The organism is Chitinophaga sp. Ak27 (genome assembly GCF_012726295.1).
GTDB lineage: Bacteria > Bacteroidota > Bacteroidia > Chitinophagales > Chitinophagaceae > Chitinophaga.
In genome coordinates this window covers 318,396-336,213 of record NZ_JABAOB010000009.1, presented here as the reverse complement: position 1 = coordinate 336,213, position 17,818 = coordinate 318,396, and the positions used below count along the sequence as shown (strand labels likewise).

General features: G+C 49.7%; 12 protein-coding genes. 2 read left to right on the top strand and 10 right to left on the bottom strand.

What is annotated here, in order from left to right; translation table 11 throughout:
• Positions 1–86 precede the first annotated feature (86 nt).
• Together HGH90_RS26560 and HGH90_RS26555 are read right to left on the bottom strand one after the other, a co-directional pair.
• A complete protein-coding gene (locus HGH90_RS26560) occupies positions 87–2,711 on the bottom strand; it encodes a PAS domain S-box protein (RefSeq protein ID WP_169192270.1) in 2,625 nt (874 codons plus the stop codon).
• Positions 2,712–3,062: 351 nt separating this feature from the next.
• On the bottom strand, positions 3,063–3,542 hold the full coding sequence (locus HGH90_RS26555) for an inorganic diphosphatase (protein WP_168762776.1): 480 nt from the start codon (positions 3,540–3,542) through the stop codon (positions 3,063–3,065).
• A gap of 130 nt (positions 3,543–3,672) precedes the next feature.
• Between HGH90_RS26555 and HGH90_RS26550 the strand changes: the two genes are divergently transcribed.
• Positions 3,673–3,900 (top strand): hypothetical protein, encoded by a 228-nt coding sequence (locus HGH90_RS26550; protein WP_168762775.1) that lies wholly within the window; start codon positions 3,673–3,675, stop codon positions 3,898–3,900.
• Positions 3,901–3,970: 70 nt separating this feature from the next.
• The gene (locus HGH90_RS26545; RefSeq protein ID WP_169192269.1) at positions 3,971–5,263 is read left to right on the top strand and encodes an OmpA family protein; all 1,293 of its coding nucleotides are present in this window, start codon (positions 3,971–3,973) and stop codon (positions 5,261–5,263) included.
• On the opposite strand, the gene HGH90_RS26540 is transcribed toward HGH90_RS26545, so the two are convergent.
• The 8 genes from HGH90_RS26540 to HGH90_RS26505 all read right to left on the bottom strand — a co-directional run bounded on the left by HGH90_RS26540 (position 5,250) and on the right by HGH90_RS26505 (position 17,816).
• A complete protein-coding gene (locus HGH90_RS26540; RefSeq protein WP_169192268.1) occupies positions 5,250–6,365 on the bottom strand; it encodes an FG-GAP repeat domain-containing protein in 1,116 nt (371 codons plus the stop codon). The two genes, HGH90_RS26545 and HGH90_RS26540, sit on opposite strands and share 14 nt — an antisense overlap.
• 97 nt (positions 6,366–6,462) lie before the next feature.
• Positions 6,463–7,173, bottom strand: coding sequence for an SDR family oxidoreductase (locus HGH90_RS26535; protein ID WP_168762772.1), 711 nt, complete (start codon positions 7,171–7,173; stop codon positions 6,463–6,465).
• A 25-nt stretch (positions 7,174–7,198) separates the two neighbouring features.
• Positions 7,199–8,479, bottom strand: coding sequence for a TolC family protein (locus HGH90_RS26530; protein WP_168762771.1), 1,281 nt, complete (start codon positions 8,477–8,479; stop codon positions 7,199–7,201).
• Positions 8,480–8,494: 15 nt separating this feature from the next.
• Positions 8,495–11,578, bottom strand: a complete 3,084-nt coding sequence (locus HGH90_RS26525) for an efflux RND transporter permease subunit (RefSeq protein WP_169192267.1) — start codon at positions 11,576–11,578, stop codon at positions 8,495–8,497.
• Positions 11,579–11,604: 26 nt separating this feature from the next.
• Positions 11,605–12,708, bottom strand: a complete 1,104-nt coding sequence (locus HGH90_RS26520; protein WP_169192266.1) for an efflux RND transporter periplasmic adaptor subunit — start codon at positions 12,706–12,708, stop codon at positions 11,605–11,607.
• Between the two features lie 129 nt (positions 12,709–12,837).
• Positions 12,838–15,588: a magnesium-translocating P-type ATPase gene (gene mgtA, locus HGH90_RS26515; protein WP_211172689.1), complete on the bottom strand. Its 2,751-nt coding sequence runs from the start codon at positions 15,586–15,588 to the stop codon at positions 12,838–12,840.
• A 177-nt stretch (positions 15,589–15,765) separates the two neighbouring features.
• On the bottom strand, positions 15,766–17,139 hold the full coding sequence (locus HGH90_RS31865; RefSeq protein ID WP_169192265.1) for an ATP-binding protein: 1,374 nt from the start codon (positions 17,137–17,139) through the stop codon (positions 15,766–15,768).
• Positions 17,136–17,816 (bottom strand): response regulator transcription factor, encoded by a 681-nt coding sequence (locus HGH90_RS26505; protein ID WP_168762767.1) that lies wholly within the window; start codon positions 17,814–17,816, stop codon positions 17,136–17,138. The genes HGH90_RS31865 and HGH90_RS26505 overlap by 4 nt, the downstream gene beginning before the upstream one ends.
• Positions 17,817–17,818 lie beyond the last annotated feature (2 nt).

The following is a 17,818-nucleotide window of genomic DNA, read 5'->3' as shown; positions in this document are numbered from 1 at the left end:
AATATTACAGCGGGAAAAGCACCTGGAAAAATCCCCGGGGATATTTCCTGCTCAAAACGTGTACAATTAACAATATCACAACATGCTCATGCCGGCAAGATCACCCGGAAACAGGCGCCTTCGTCGGGTACGCCGGTTGCATAAATAATGCCTTTATGGTTAATGGCAATTTTACTGCATAACGCCAGGCCGATACCGGTTCCTTCGAAGGCGGTTCGGTCGTTCAGGCGTTGGAATATCTGGAAAATTTTCTCTGAATAAATCTGGTCAAAACCGATCCCATTGTCTTTTACAACAATGGCATGGTACTCCCTGCCGGCATCCAGCTCAGGCATGGCCGCTATATCGGCAACGCCTAAACGCTCCGCATAGATTTCGATCACCGGCTTCCGATTGGGCGATGAAAACTTGATGGCATTACCCAGGAGGTTATGAAACAACTGGTTCATCTGCAACGGGCTCGCCATCAGGCAGGGCAGGTTGCAGATGCTGATTTGTACGTCACGCTGACCGATCAGCACTTCAAAATCGTTGAGCACTTTTACCAATATATCGTTGAGGTCCGTTTCTACGAAAGGATCTTTCACGTGGATGAGCCTTGAATAGTCGAGCAATTCGCTGATCAGCTGCGACATCCGTTTGGCGCTGAGCATCACCTTATCGATATAAATACGGGAGGTTTCCGACAAAACATCTTTGCTATTGTTGTACAGCATGCCCGCAAAGGTTTGGATCTTACGCAGGGGTTCCTGTAAGTCGTGGCTGGTGATGTAGGCAAATTGTTCCAGCTCCTGGTTGGATTTCCGGAGATAGAAATTGGCTTCCACCAGTTCGTTGGTTCGCTGTTCTACCATGGCTTCCAGCTTGAAAGCCAGTTGCATATATTTGGATTCACTTTCTTTCAGGGCGGAAAACAGTTCCCGCTGATGGGTAACATCCCGGGCTATTTTGGAGGCGCCTATAATATTTCCCTGTAAGTCTTTTACAGGAGAGATGGTCAGGGAAATATCGAGCAGGGTGCCGTCCTTGGTCACGCGCTTAGTTTCAAAATGATCGATACGCTGACCCGCCCTCAGTTGCTGCAGGATGATCGGTTCTTCCATCAGTTTATCGGGCGGAATGATCCGCGTAATAGAGGTGCCGATCATTTCTTCTGCGGTGTATCCAAATAGCCGCTCTGCCGCCGGGTTCCAGCTGGTTACGATCCCTTCCAGTGTTTTCCCGATAATGGCATCATCGGAATACTCCACGATGGCAGCCATGCGGGAAATATATTCTTCATTGGCCCGTTGGTCGGTAACATCTACCAGCATATTTACCGCACCCACGAGTTGTCCGTTGGCGTCGAACAAAGGATCGGGGTAAGGTTGCACGATTCGGCGGCGGCCATCGGGCCGTTCCACTATCATCTGCTGGCCTCTTACGGGACGGCCGCTTTTAATGGTCTGGGCCATGGGAATAGCATCGAAGCGGATGGGCGTAGTGCCATCCAGCTGATAAATTTTCCAGGCGCCACACCATTTGTCTATGCCTGGTTGAGGCGTTCTACCCCAAAGCTGCACAGCCGCTTCATTGAAAAACAATAGCCTGCCTTCTTTGTCGCAGGTGTAAATAGCTGCCGGTAAGCATTCCAGCAATCGCCGGTACCTTTGGTCATCCACTTCCTGTTTCAACTTCCTGGTAGCGGCTATCTGATGCGGCGTGAAATCGGGATATAATTTATAGACGATGGCGGCATCTCCATTGATCACCTTATCTGCGGGCAGGTGCTCCTTTCCAACGGGAAAGGTAATACGAAAAACGCTTCCTTCTCCCACGGTGCTGCTTATCTCAAATGCGCCTCCATCCCGCTTTACCAGTTCATCCACCAGGGCAAGGCCTGTTTTAGGCGCGTCGCTGTGAAGGCAACGTTCCCCGATAGCAGTTTGCATGGCATGGCTTATACCAACGCCCGAATCGGATACCGTTAGCTGCAGTGTTCCCTCTTCCTGGGAAAGCCTTACGGCAACGCCACCCTGCAATGTATACCGGAGCGCGTTAGTGAGCAGGATAAACAACACTTTCTCCCACATATCGCGGTCGATATATATTTCCGGGGTAACAGGATCAAAATTAACCACCAGCGTTAAGCCGGTTTGCGCAATAATATCATCGAAGTGGTGGAGCAGGTCGCGGGTAAAGCCGCTGACATCCGTTTTGGTGTAAGCCAGTAGCGGGTGACTGTTATCTGCAATAGCGCCGATGGCCATTACGCCTGCAATATGGCCGGTTTCATCCGGGATAGGGCTGCCGTTGAAATGATAGTATATGCCTTCCTGTTGTACTATTTGCAGCAATGGTGTACCGGCAGTAACGGTTTCATCATTCATCAGGCTACTGAACCGTGGTTGCAGTTGTTCCCACAACCGGCTCCAGGCTATGGCTGCCGGCTGGCCCATCGCAGCCGGATGCTTGTCGCCCAGCAACGCTTTACAGGCATCGTTGTAAAGATGGATACCATCCTGGCCCCACCATAAAAACATGGGTTGGGGGGAAGTGAGCAAAATACGTATACAGGTCTTTAAACAAGACGGCCATTGATTAACCGGCCCCAGGGCGGACGCATCCCAGTTGAAAGAACGGATCAGTTCACCTGTTTCACCTCCGCCAGAGAGAAATTCATACGCTGCTGTTTCTTCTCTTAAAGTTGCCGTAAGTGGGGCGTTTATCATCGCACAAAAAATATAATAGTAAATACGTTGGTTTCCTGTGATCGCCTGCCATTAAAATTCCACAATCCAACACAAAAATTGTGTAAAAAAATGCACAGAAAACGCAGCACAGTACTCTTTTTCATTTGATAATGGTAGAAATCCTGTTGTTGCTCCCGGTCTGTTTTACGCCGATAGCGGCTGTCCGGGCCTGGCGCTACAAGGGCCTTTTACCCGGGAAGCAGCGTTTGCACTGCTTCCCTTTCTATAACAATAACAATAATCGTGTCGAAACATGTAATGGGGAATACGTGGACTGGCAGCATCATCCATATCGCGCGCTGAAGGGGGTTTTATCGCTGAGTTAATGGTTTATTTATCCGCAAACTTTATCTGTTCATATGCCGGCGCCGCTTCAATATAGCCTAGCGGGCTAAACTGTTTACCATCCTGCGCATGATAGGCCATAAAGAAAGCCTCTATTTCCCGGATGGTTTGAGTAGATACCACATCCACTCCTTTAAATGCTTTGGAAACCACGGGCACTGCAATGTAGCGGTCATTACGTACGGCGGTGCCATCCTTTTCCCTTTGCTCGGCTTTAATAGCGCCCAGCAGACGACATTTTATCAGGCAGCCGGGAAAACTTTTGAATTCAGAAATCACCAACACATCCAGCGGGTCTCCGTCTTCCCCCCTGCTTCCGTGGATAAAGCCTACATCATAGGGAAATACCATTCCGGCGGGCAATATCTTGCTAAGTACAAAAAAACGTGTGACCGGGTCAAAATCATATTTTTCACTACTCCCTTTCGGGGTTTCAATGACAACAGGTAACTCTTTAATAATCATACGCACCTTTTGATATTCTTAAAATAGGATAAAGAGGACTCGACTGCGAAGAAACAAAAAAACCTTCAACCTACTGCATATAATATATAGAGGGCATAATGATTGTACCGGTAAAATAAACTTTATAGCTATGAGTACTTTTCAAGTTGAAATCGACAACCACGAAATATCCGTGCGGCAGGAAGATGAAAATGGATTTATTGTCCGGATCCCGGAGAAAACCATTCACCTGCAAAGGCGCCAGGACAACGAAGGAGCTAATCACTGGTTTGAAGACGGTAAGGATAATGAAACCGTGTTAACGGCCAATATAGGCGCCGCTATTGAAAACTGGCTTGCCCATCACCGGTCGGAATAACGTAAAAATGATTTTACTGCGAAAGGCAACATGCTTATCTTGCATCGTCTTTATAGAAAAAAAGAACCTCATGAAAAAGCTAGTCATCGCAGTAATTGTTTGTAGCCTGGGGCATAGTGCACATGCACAGTTCCTGGATCGTCTGAAAAACAAAGTACAACAGAAAGTCAATGACAAGATAGATCAGACCATTGACAAAGCCACCGAAGGCAAAAAAAAGGACAGTGCTCCGACCGATAAACCTGCTGCCACCACTACTACAACTGCTGGTGCCGGTAGCAGCAGTCCTGTATCTAACGGCGAAGCCAATACGAATACTACGACCGGCATTACCGCCTACTCCCGTTTTGACTTTGTTCCGGGAGAGAAGATCATCGTAGAGGAAAATTTTGCCCAGGATCCTGTCGGCGAATTTCCCGGCCAGTGGAATACCCATTCCGGCGCAGAGATCGTGACGGTGAGCAATCGCCCGGGAAAATGGCTGAGCATTTCCCAGGATGGCATTTTCTTCCCTGAATACATTACCAGCAACCTGCCGGATAACTTTACCCTGCAAGCGGATGTAATGGCCAGCAACGGTATTGCGGGCATCGGTGCGTTTACCATCTCGCTGCTAAAAGCCGCCACGGCAGAAGATAAATTCCGGAACGGCAATAATAGCCTGGTTACCGACGTCCCCTCTTTCAAAGTGTCGTTATACCCGAAGTACTCGGGCGATGGGCAGCTGCAATATTCCTCTAACTTAATCGGTAATAATACCCTGACTACCCTGCCGGTATTCAATGTGCCCAAGAAAAATGCCGTTAGGGTATCCATCTGGCGGCAGAAACAACGGGTACGGGTATATCTCGACAGTACCAAAATCCTGGATTTACCCCGCGCATTGGATGCAGGCGCAGTACTCAATGCCCTCACTTTTGCGGCTTACGCCCCCGACTACGACAACCAGGGAGGCACCTTTTACCTGGGCAATATCCGCCTGGCGGTGGGCGCCCCGGATACCCGCAATAAACTGATCACGGAAGGAAAGTTCACGACCCATGGCATCCTGTTCGCGTCCAACAGCGACGCGATCCAGCCGGAGTCGTATGGCGCGCTGAAAGACATTGCCGCCGTACTTGCTGAAAACCCTGCTGTACGGGTAAATATTGTAGGGCATACCGATGCCGATGGCAGCGACCAGGCCAACCTGGACCTGTCGAAACGCCGCGCTGCGGCCGTGAAAACAGCCCTGGTGAGCAACTTTAGCATCGATGCGGCCAGAATGGAAACAAATGGTAAAGGCGAATCGCAACCGGTCGACAATAACAGCACCGAAGTAGGAAAAGCCAATAACAGGCGCGTAGAGTTTATAAAGATCTGAAAATAAATAACCCGTCCTTGCCGGCTACGATCACATCTTTTTTGCCGGAGCCGGCAAGGTCGTATATATCAAAATACAGCCCCGCCCCTTTCTCTCCGTATGTAATTACCTGTTTGGTAAAGGAACTGCCATTCCATTTAAAATAATAGATGCCGCAAGGATCAGCCGATCCGGGATCATGATCATTATGCGCCCGGTAACGCTTACCTGTTACCAGCTCCGGCGCGCCGTCGCCGTCTATATCTACCCAGGCCATGGTATGGTACTGGGAGTTGTAGGGATCGATGGCATGTTTGATCCAGCTGCGTTTACCCGCTTTGGCATCTTTCTGCTGCTCATACCAATCCAACCCATATCCATGTCCCTGCCCCACTACCAGGTCGGCCAGTCCATCGCCGTTTACATCTGCTACAATAACAGGTACGCTGGCAGTGCCCAGGTTAAATTCCGGATGGAATGTCCAGTGGCCGGTAAACGGCGCGGCGGGCGCTTCCAGCCAACCGCCGGGTACCACCAGGTCTTTTCTGCCATCACCATTGATATCACCACATCCCAACCCATGGCCGGAAGGCTGGTCCTGGATTTTATGCGCTGTAAATTGATCACTGCCTTTTATATGCCGGTAAATAATCAGCGGCTCATTCGGCGTATTGGGTATTATTTCCGGTATCCCATCGCCGTCAATATCCCAGGCACGGGTGGTTTCGATATTGCCCGGCTGGGCAATGATATGTTCTTTCCATTCCTGGTCATTGCCCGGATTCTCTTTCCACACCAACGTTTTCCCAAACCATCCGCCGGTAATATAATCCATACGACCATCGCCGTTGACATCAAACGGGATGGTCGAAAAATCGTCCCAGTATTCGCCATACTGCTTTACCGGCCCTATGTAGTGGCGCCTGAAATATGCCGGCCCTTCGTACCAGTAGGCGCCTGATACCAGGTCAGGAATATGATCGTTGTTGACATCAAATGCAGCTACCGATTCATAACTTTCTGCTGACACCACCTGTTTAGTAAATTTTACAGGCCCCGATTGAGCGGATACAGTAGTGTCAACAGTCAACAACAAGAGGAATGGAATAAGGTAATTTTTCATATGCGTGGCATTCATCTTCCAACAATATAATCGATGCCCTGCAGAAAACTATCCTGTAGCGTCCTGTAAAGAGGGAGACGATTTTAACCAATGCACATTAAATCTGGTGATCTTTGGGTAATACCATCAGTTTGGGAATTCTTACATGCGCCGGCTGCGCCATAATAAACCTCACGGTAGCCACAATATCCACGGGCAGCAAGGGCTCGCGGATACCCATACTCTTGCTGGGATGTACGTCCCAATCTTTATGCAATTCCGTCATTACCAATCCTGGTTCAATACAGGTGACCTGTATATCGCTTCCGGCCAGCTCCATACGCAATGCTTCCGACAGGGCTTCCATAGCGTATTTGCTGGCCGCGTAGGCGCCGGCAGTTGGCCTTACTTTGGTACCGAGTATACTGGAGAGATTGATTACATGCCCATATCCCTGCTTCCGGAAACGCTTCAGGAATTTATAGGTTAACCGGAAAGTAGCGGTGATATTCAGTTCAATCATATCCGTTACCTTATCGATATCTATTTCCTCGATGGTACCGTTGGTGATAGCGCCGGCACAGTTAAACAGGTAATCACACCTGCCATAGTTTTCAAAGACCTGCTCCTCCAACCGGTCCTGGAAAGCAGGATCGCTCAGGTTGCCGGCGAGTAAAAGTTTGTCGCCGGCAGGTAGTTCATGCAACCGTTCTTCCCGGCGTGCGGTGGCTACTACAATATAGCCATCTGTTATCAGGGCATGGGCAATGGCATAGCCAATACCGCTGCTGGCGCCTGTTACCAGGCATACTTTTTTGGGTTGTTCCATATTTCCAAGATAGTCAATTTGCGCTTTATTCTATATCCCAGATGCCGGCAGCACGTTCCAGCTCCACCAGGGTGGTGGCATAGTGATATTGCGCCCCGCAAAAGTCTTGTTGAAGCTCGTTCCAGGTGCGTTGTGCATTCAATACTTCCAGCAGCGATGTTTCCCCTCTCCGGTAGCTGTATATTTTGCCATCCAATATTCTCTGCGCATTGTTGAGCAACCCCTCGTGAAATTGCAGGAGCTGCTGAGCGGCCGCATGGTAATTATACCAGGCTTGTGTTACCTCCGCCTGTATCTGCAGCAGCACCTGGTGATAAGTAACTGCCGCCTGCTTTACGGTATACTGTGCGGCTTTTAAATCGCCCCGGTAGTGGTTAGCGATTTTCAGGGGAATGGACACGCCGGCAGTAGTGGCCATATACCGCGGTGTAGGAGCTATTTCACTGGTGGCCTGGGCATTGTATCCCAACCCTACGTTTACACCGAGATCTATTTTCCGGTTGGCTTTTACCAGCGCCAGGTTTTTATCTGCTACCGCCCTTGCTACATTAGCGGCCACCGCATCAGCGCGGGATGTTTGTGCCTGCGTGATTAAATCCATGAGCACAAATGAGCGGTCCAGGGTAAGGGTATCGGCTGCCGGCAACAACAGGGTATCGGCACGCAGGGCGCCGGTGTTCGCACTCAACTGCACCAGGGCTGTTTTCCAGTCGGTCTGTTGTTGGCATACACTATTGAGCAGGTGGTCAGCCTCCAATTTGGATTGCCGTGCATCCATTTCCGTTATAACGCCTTTCTGAAAGCGGATGGCATCGGCATCGGCCAGCTGTCGCATAACGGCATAGGAACTTTGCTGTACCTGCAACAGCTGTTGTTGCTGCAGGGCGTTGAAATAAGCGGCAGCCGCATCGGCGCGCAGGTTGCGGAAATAATCCTCCAGCAATGCACGCCGCTGTTCAAGGCTGCCGCGGGCCAGCTCTATACGGGCATTCCTTTTCCGTCCAAGCTCCAGGGTAGTACCCAGGCCCACGTTGTAGCCGTAAGACAATCCCAGCTTCCGGTGTTGGTTGTCGAAACCCTCCACGGACAACTGCGGATCCGGGAATACTTTGGCGCTTTCCACTGCCGCCGACGCAATGCTCACGTTATATTTTTCTGCGGCATATCCCAGGTGTTGCCTCCCTACCTGCCCGAGATACGCTGGCAGCGACACGGGCATTGAATGAAAGCTGGTATCCAGTTGGGCCAGGGCCGCTGTTGATAGCAACAGCAGCCCCCAGGCCAGTATCATATATTTTTTCAACATAAGCCGATCATTATTTCATTTAACAGGTGAGGAATTCCATTTGCGTTCGATGAGGTAATACAGCGCTGGCAGAACAAAGAGTGTAATGGCCGTAGCCACAAACAGACCATATACGATCACCGTAGCCAGGGGGCGCTGTACATCTGAACCGACGCCGGTGGCAAATGATGCCGGCAGCAAGCCCAGAGCGGCTACAGCAGCCGTCATCAGCACGGGACGGAAACGGTTGCGCGCTCCTTCAATAACGGCGGTCAGCAGGTCGTATCCCTGTTTTCGCAGGTTGTTGATTTGTGCAATTAATATCACCCCATTCTGAATAGCTACCCCAAAAAGAGCGATAAAACCTACTGCAGAAGATACATTAAGGGTCATTCCCCTTATATTCAGCGCCAGCATGCCCCCGAATAAGGCCAGCGGCACAATACTCAATATCAGGCCTGCCTGCTGGAAGCGGCCGAAAGCACCATAGAGCAACATAAACATGATAGCTAACGCCAACGGCACTACGATCATCAATCGCGCATAAGCGCGGTGCTGATTTTCAAATTGCCCGCCCCATTTGATCGTATAGCGCTCATGGTCATACGAAATATCGCTGGCAATCTTTTGCTGTGCTTCCTGTAGGAAAGTAGTCAGATCGTTACCGCGGAGATTCAGCTTCACCGTCAGGTGTCGTTTATTCAGCTCCCGGGTGATCGTACTCTCACCCGTAGCCGTTTTCACGGTAGCTACCTGCGACAAAGGGATTTTAGCACCGGTAGCTGCCGTCAGCATTAGTCCTGCTATTTTGTCCGGTGTATTACGGCTTTCATCAGTATACCGGCAAATCACATCGTATACCTTATTGCCGGCAAACACCTGTGAGATAGTCTTCCCGCCGATCGCTACTTCTATCAGCTCCGATACATCGTTTACATTCAGTCCATAACGGGCCATGGCATCCCGGTTTACCACAATTTGCAGCTGCGGTAACGGTGGCTCCTGGTCTATCGCCACATCGGCAGCGCCTTTAATATTTTTCAGGGTGGTGGCTACCTCTTCCGCAATGCGGCGGGTTTCTTTGAAATCATCTCCATATATTTTTACTACCAGCTCACTGTGGGCGCCGGAAATTTTATCCATCACACCGTCGATCATCGGTTGACTAAAGCCTATCGTGTACCCCGGCATGGACGCATATTCGGCCGCCAGGTCATTGATCAGCTGCGCTTTAGTTCTGCCATGTTGCCATTGGCTATACGGCTTCAGACCAATAGAACATTCGAAGTGGGAGGCTGTCCATGGATCGGTACCATCGTCATTGCGGCCCGCCTGTACCATCACATAGGTCACTTCTCCATATTTCATAGTACGCTGCCGTAGCGTATCGCTCATTTCTTTGGAACGCTGCAGGGTAATACCCGGCGGTAGCTGAACCTGTAGCCAGATAGAGCCTTCATCCAGCGGCGGCAGGAAGTCCTTCCCCACGGTTACCGACAAGATGATGGCGCCGGCCAGCACCAGCGCCAACGGGACAAATACGCGCTTCGGCTTATTCATGATCTGTTGGAGGGCACGGCTATACGAAGCCGTGAGCTGTTCCAACCATTTGTTGTGATACAACTTGCGGGGCTTGCGGTATACCGTAAACGCCAGACCAGGAATGAGCAGTAGCGCGACTGCCAGGGCCCCCAACAGCGCGTATCCCACGGTAAAGGCCATAGGAGTAAACAGCTTGCGTTCTACTCTTTCAAAAGAAAACAAAGGTAAATAGGCGGTAATAATGATAATGGTAGCAAACAAAATAGGCCTTGCTACTGCCACGGCGGTGGCTGCAACTGGCTGTTCCTCCAGCCAGCCTTGCGGATGATTCTCCCGTTTTTTGAGCACGGCTTCCATCATCACAATGGCGCCATCTACAATGATCCCAAAGTCCACCGCTCCCAGCGACAACAGGTTAGCCGGAATCTTTGTGAAGTGCATCAGGATAAATGCGATCAGCAGCGCCAACGGGATAGTAATGGCCACAATGAGCGCCCCACGCCAGTTACCAAGGAAGATAATAAGGACAATGATCACCAGCCCGATACCTTCCAGGAGTGTATGCGATACCGTTTGCAAGGTGTTGTCGATCAACTGGGCACGATCAAGGTAAGGACGAATGCGCACACCGGCCGGTAAAATATGTTCGTTTAATTCTTTTACTGCAGCGTGTATGCCTTCCAGTACCACTGACGGGTTCTGGCCTTTCAGCAGCAGCACAATGCCCTCATCCCCTTCACTATAATTCACCTGTCGGTCAGTGTAACCCAGTATGCCTTTGCGTTCCAGGTTGCCCAACTTCAGGCTTCCCAGGTCTTTCAGTAAAACAGGTACGCCATTTATAGATTTCACGACTACATTGCCCAGGCTTTCCAGCGTTTTTACTAACCCGATACCCCGCACTACATAACCCAGTTCCCCGATATTGAATACGCTGCCACCAGCATTGGCGTTGTTGTTGTTAATGGCCGCCTGTACATCTGCCAGTGCAATATGGTATTGCTCCAGCTTTTGCGGGTCTATTTCTACCTGGTATTGTGCAGTGATGCCACCAAAATTAGTCACGTCTGCCACGCCGGGTACCTGTTTAATACGGGGGATGATCGTCCAATTTTGCAGGTCGGTAATCGCTTGCAGGTCGTGGTGATTACTTTCAATAATGTAACGATATATTTCCCCGATGGGCGATGTAAGTGGGTCGAGTCCCGGCCGGGCACCATAAGGAAGACTTACGTCATTAAGCCGTTCTGTTATGCGCTGCCGGGCCCAGTAGTCTTCCATCCCATCTTCAAATACGATGGTAATAACAGACAGCCCAAAAGTGCTTTTGCTGCGCATCACATGCATACCGGGCATGCCATTAAGCGCCCGCTCTACCGGGATGGTAATCTGTTGTTCTACTTCCTCTGCCGCCAGGCCGGGTACCTGTGTCACCACCTGGGAGGTAACATCAGCAATATCCGGGTAAGCTTCTACAGCTAACTGTTTCCAGGAATAGTAACCAAAAAGTGCGAGGAGAATAAAAAGCACGACAAAGAGCCAACGCTTTTTAATAGCGGTAGATATTAATTGCTTCATAAAAAATCATTGATAGATATAGGAGTCTATTTGATGTCCGGGAGATAGGATGCTCCCCGGGTAACAATCCGGTCGCCTTCCCGTAAACCACTGGTGATGACCAGCATACTGTCCTGTGTACTACCGGTAACGACGGTACGTTTTACATACCTGCCATCGGGCGTAACGGTAAATACGTAAGGTGCTTCACTGCCCTGCAATAATGCCGTGGCGGGAATTTGCAGTGCCAGTACCGAAGGAGCCATAAAATTCACTGTGGCATACATGCCCGGTTTAAGCGCATGCGAGGGATTGGCTACTGTCACCAGTACAGGCACACTACGGGTATCGTCTTCTACCACTGCATTTATATGATATACTTTTCCTTTGAGAGCGATACCCGGTAAGGCGGCGATCGTAATATCACAATCATCGTCCCGGTGTATAAAGCGGATATCTTTTTCCTTTACCTGGCCGGCAATCCATACTTCCGATAAATCGGCAATAGTGGCCACGCTGGCCGCATCATCCTTCAGGAATTGGCCTAATACCACTTTGTTATCGATCACCTCTCCTGCTACCGGCGCGCGTACAACCAATGGCTGGCCCAGCGACAACTGCCCGGGGTTTGCTTTGAAAAGCCGGATACCCATCAGCGCATTTTCATATTCTTTCTTTTCTACTTCATAGGCTGTACGGGCTTCTTCCAGGTCTTTCTCCGTACCCACACCGTGAGCTACCAGGTCTTGCTGGCGCTTCCAGGCCCGCTCGGCCTGTTGGAGCTGGCTCTTCTCCTGGAAGAAGACTTTTTGGGCAGCAAAAAATGCCGGGGAGCTGATTTCGAATAAGGGCGTTTCGGGCTGGGTTTTCATTCCCAGCTGTAGATAAGACCTCGTAACTCTTCCTCCGAAAGGTGGGGCTATCTCCGCATACCGGGTAGGAATAGCTTTTACTATCCCGGCGGTGCTCACTTGCAGGCGGTAAGGCAAACTTTCTACTACAGCAGTATGGAGATTGTTGCGTAAAGGAGCACCGGCAGGGAGCGCAATGGTATCTCCTTTAGATACAGCCGTCACCGCGGTATCCGTTTGTTTTACAGGATGGCAGGCAGTCACCGTCAGCATGCCGACAGCAATCAAATTCTTCTTCATGATATTATTGGATTAACGGGTAATGTCAGTACAGCTATCCCGGGTGGCGATGACTGCTCAACCAGCAGTCGATCGCCAGCAACAACAGGACCAATATAAGAATGGCAATGCGCCATTTTTTTGTGGAGGTCATAACCACTGGTTAAATCGCTTGATATACCAATTTTTAATCGCCTGGGTGAGCAGGCAGTAACCGAATAAAATAGCTACCAGCCAGGGGAAATATGCCAACGGAAGCGCCTGTAGACCTAATACGGACGCAAAGGGCATAAACGGAATGGCGATCCCGATCAGCATGATGGTCGTAGTTAACGCTACTACCGGCGCCGTAGCCCAACTTTGGATGAAAGGAATTTTGCGGGTACGGATCATATGTACGATTAATGTTTGCGACAGCAGCCCTTCTACAAACCACCCGCTCTGAAACAGGCGCTGGTGGTCAGGTGTAGCTGCTTTGAATACATAAAACATCACGCCAAAAGTCAGGTAGTCGAATAGGGAGCTTACCGGGCCTATGAATAACATAAACCGGGAGATATCGCCTGCATTCCACTTCTTGGGCTGTTCTATAAAATCTTTGTCCATATGATCCCAGGGAATGGAAACCTGGGAGATATCGTATAGGAGGTTTTGCACCAGGATCTGTACCGGCAGCATGGGCAGGAAAGGCAGCAGTGCGCTGGCGCCTATCATGCTGAACATATTCCCGAAATTGCTGCTGGCCGTCATCTTGATATATTTGATGATATTGCCAAAAGTCCTTCTGCCATAAATCACACCTTTACGCAACACCATGAGATCTTTCTCCAGTAAAATAATATCTGCACTTTCACGGGCTATATCCACTGCAGTATCTACGCTGATGCCTACATCAGCATCCCGGAGTGCAGCAGCATCGTTAATGCCGTCTCCCATAAACCCTACGGTGTGCCCTTTGGCCTGCAATAGCTTCACCACTCTTGACTTTTGGACAGGACTAAGCTTGGCCAGAATGGATACCTCATCTATTTTCTCCCGTAATACGTCGTCAGTCATATTATCCAGGTCTTTCCCCAACAGGATGTCGGAGAAAGGGATGCCTACTTCGCGGCAAATCTTTTTTGTTACAATTTCATTGTCGCCGGTCAATACTTTCACCCTTACGCCCAGTTGTTGCAAGGCATCAATCGCTACTTTAGCAGATGGTTTGGCCGGGTCCAGGAATCCGATAAAACCGGTGAGGATCATATTTTTTTCATCTTCCACGGTGTAAGTCAGCGCCCGGTCATCGAACTCGCGGATGGCCACCAGCAGTACCCTCAACCCTTCTTCGTTCAGCTTGCCGGAAATACGAAGGATATTTTGCCGTACTTTTTCGTCCATCGGAATCACGTTATCGGATTCTATATGCAGTTCTTTATCCTCTCCCGGGTCAAAGGCGTGGGTACATAAGTTCACCATTTCTTCCACTGCGCCCTTGCAGATGAGCAACTGTTTTCCGTTGCGCTGCCTGAGGATCACAGACATGCGGCGGCGATGAAAATCAAAAGGGATTTCATCTACTTTCAGGTAGTGTTCTTCCACCTTCAGGTAGTCGTGCAGTTCTATGTGTTCCAGTACGGCAACATCCAAGAGGTTTTTGAGGCCCGTTTGGTGGTAGCTGTTGAGATAGGCCCATTTCAGCACTTCTTCGTCGTTCTCTCCCAATATGTTGAGATGTCTTTCCAGCACAATCTTATCTATGGTGAGCGTGCCGGTTTTATCGGTACAGAGTACATCCATGGCGCCGATGTTCTGGATGGCGTTCAGCCGTTTGATGATCACTTTACGTTTGCTCATATCTACCGCTCCCCTGGCCAGGTTGGCAGTAACGATCATGGGCAGCATTTCAGGGGTCAACCCTACGGCTACCGCGATGGCGAACAACAGCGCCTCCCACCAGTTGCCTTTAACGAAGCCATTGATCAGGAAAATCAGCGGTACCATTATCAGCATGAAGCGAATCAACAGGTAGGTCACCTTGTTAACGCCTTTATCGAAGCTGGTTTCCGCCCGCTTGCCGGTGATAGCTTTACTCAGAAAACCGAAATAGGTTTGATTGCCGGTATGCACGATAACTGCCGTAGTAGCGCCGCTCACCACGTTGGTACCCATAAAACAGATGTTATCCAGTTCCAGTACAGACTTATGAGCGGCATCTGGTATAGGGAAAGCTCGCTTCTCTACGGGCAGCGATTCGCCGGTAAGCATAGCCTGGCTTACGAACAGGTCTTTCGACTGTACGATACGGCAATCCGCGGGAATCATATCGCCGGCAGATAAAAAGATGAGGTCACCCGGCACCAGTTGCCGGATATCGGTTTCTATTTTTTCCCGTGGCTTGCGTAATACCGTGGCGGTAGTTTTCACCATACTCTTGAGCTGTTCCGCTGCGCGGTTGCTGCGGTACTCCTGGAAAAAGCGCAGCAGCGAACTTACCAACACCATAATCCCTACCATGGTCACCGTTTTATAGTCGCCTTCCCCGGGGGCTGCCAGCCATACATCGGTGATAAAAGAGATGGCGGCAATGGCCAGCAGGATGCCTATAAACGGGTTCACAAAGGCCTGCAACAGCTGCTGATACCAGGAAGGCGCTTTTTCATGCTGTACTTCATTCAGGCCAGCAAGCGCTAAACGCTTCCTGGCTTGTGCAGGGGTAAGCCCTTCCAGCTGGCTATCTAATATGGACAGGTATTCCGGCTGATCGGCGGCAGCTACCTGTTGTAACCGGCTGGTAGTAGCGGCTTCATTGCCACCAGGCAAAATGCGGCGGATTTCGGGAAGGCCGGATTTCTTCCGGAAAGCATAGCTGCGAACAAAATGCGGGTGTTTGTTGATGGTATTGGATAAGTATAACACAGCACTCAATTTAACCTGCTGATGGCACAGCAGGGCTGTGTGGTCAGGCAGGAGATGAAAAAATAAAGTAACGTTCCGGACCAGCGTCCATAGTTTGATGTTTTAATGCGATGCAAAAGTAAGACCGTGCCATGTAAAAGGCCATTAGAAGGTGAACAGAATTTTATTAGAAATTTATTAGCGAGAAAGGTGAGGCATTTCCACTGTAAATATGCTTCCCTCGCCGGTGCGCGACCACACGCTGATGGTGCCTTCGTGCATGGCAATAATCTTTTGGGTTAATGAAAGACCAATCCCGTTGCCCCGGGTAAAATCGTTATTGCCACCGCGAAAGAAGGCGGTAAAGATATAGGGAATATCAGCATCCGCAATACCGATTCCCCGGTCCATAAACCGGAGCACCAGCTTATTTTCGTGGTAACTGATAGACACGGTGCATTGATGATCGGCAGAAAATTTACAGGCATTTTCCATCAGGTTAATAAAAGCTACCTTCAGCAGGTATTCGTTTCCGTTAACAGAAATAAAATCATCGTCTTCTATTTCCTGTTCAAACCGGATGTCTACTTTATAATCTTCGGCAGTTTTGATCACCGCACTGCGGGCATCCATCAGCAGTTCGTCGATCCGCAGTTCCCGGCGACTCACTTCCGTTTGATCATAGTTGGCTTTGGCCAGGTCGAGTAAACCGTTGGAGAGCTTTACCAGGCGCCGGGCATCGGCCAGGGCCAGGAGAATAACCTCTTTGTATTCCTGGCCTGATCTGTCTTTCGTGAGCGCAATCTGCAGCTCTCCTACAATGGTGGCCAGCGGGGTACGCAGTTCATGGGAGATATTGCTGACAAACTGTTTCTGCGCATCAAAAGAGTTTTCCAGGCGGTCTAGCATTTTATTAAAAGTGGTGGCCAGCTCCCCGATTTCATCTTTCTCATTTTGCACCGGCACTCTTAAATCGAGGTTGGTAGCGGTAATCTCTTCTACCTTATCTACCATATCAGCCACAGGTTTGAGGGCTTTACCCACGAAGAAATAGCCGGCAATAATCGTCAAACCGATAATGCCGATAAAAGAAAAGACCAGGCTGTATTTAAACCGCTGCAGACGTTGCAACCCATACTTGTCGATGGCCGCTGCCGTAATCACATAGTGAGTGCCGTTGTGTTCAAAGAGCAATCCTACTACCTGCAGGCGCCCTTGTTCAAACCTGATTTCAGATTGCTGCAGGATGTCGTTGATCATAGCTTTGGTTTCTTTCACCTTGTCGATCTGCACGGCATCGTGGTACAACAGGTGAAACGCGGTATCATAGAGTGCCACCTCTTCGCCAAACAGGGCATTGTCGGCGTTCTTATACATGAGCTGTAATACGCCGGCCGACACTTTGGCATCCAGCAGCATATTGGCTTTGGTGATGGCTTCCCTTTTCAGGTGTTCATAGTATTCATCTTTGCGGGTACGCGCCGACGAAATATATATGAATACCGCAAAGGCGAGCAACAGCCCGCCAAAGAGCACCAGGAACAATAATATGAGCCGGATTTTTATTTTCACTCTGCTTTAAATATGAAACCCATGCCAGACCGGGTGTGGATGAGTTTTGTAGGAAAATTTTTATCGATCTTCTTTCTCAGGTAATTAATATATACATCAATAAAATTGGTACCGGAATCGAAGGTATCCCATACTTTCTCTGCTATTTCCGTGCGGGACAGCACCCGTTCGGGGTTTTTCATCATATACTCCAGCAACCGGAATTCCTTCGGGGTAAGATCAATCACTACCTGGTCGCGCTTCACAATTTTAGTTTGCAGGTTCATTTCCAGGTCAGCAAAGCGGAGGGTAAATCCCTGGCTATAGGGGTTGCCGGCCTGGCTACGCTTAGTTAATGCGCGGATGCGGGCATGCAGCTCCCGGAAATCGAAGGGTTTTACGAGGTAGTCGTTGGCGCCGGCATCAAAGCCTTCTACCTTATCATCGGTAGTGCCCAGGGCGGTGAGCATGATAATAGGACAGTCGGGCAGTACGCTGCGGATTTGTTTGCAGAGATCCAGCCCGTTGATCCCCGGCAGGATAATGTCCATTATAATGAGATCGTATTCATTGGACAGGGCTAGTTTCTTTCCCATCTCTCCATCATAAGCCAATGATATCCGGAAGCCCTGTTCTTCCAACCCTTTCTTAATCATTTCCGCTACCCGTTGTTCATCTTCAATTACCAGGATATTCATAA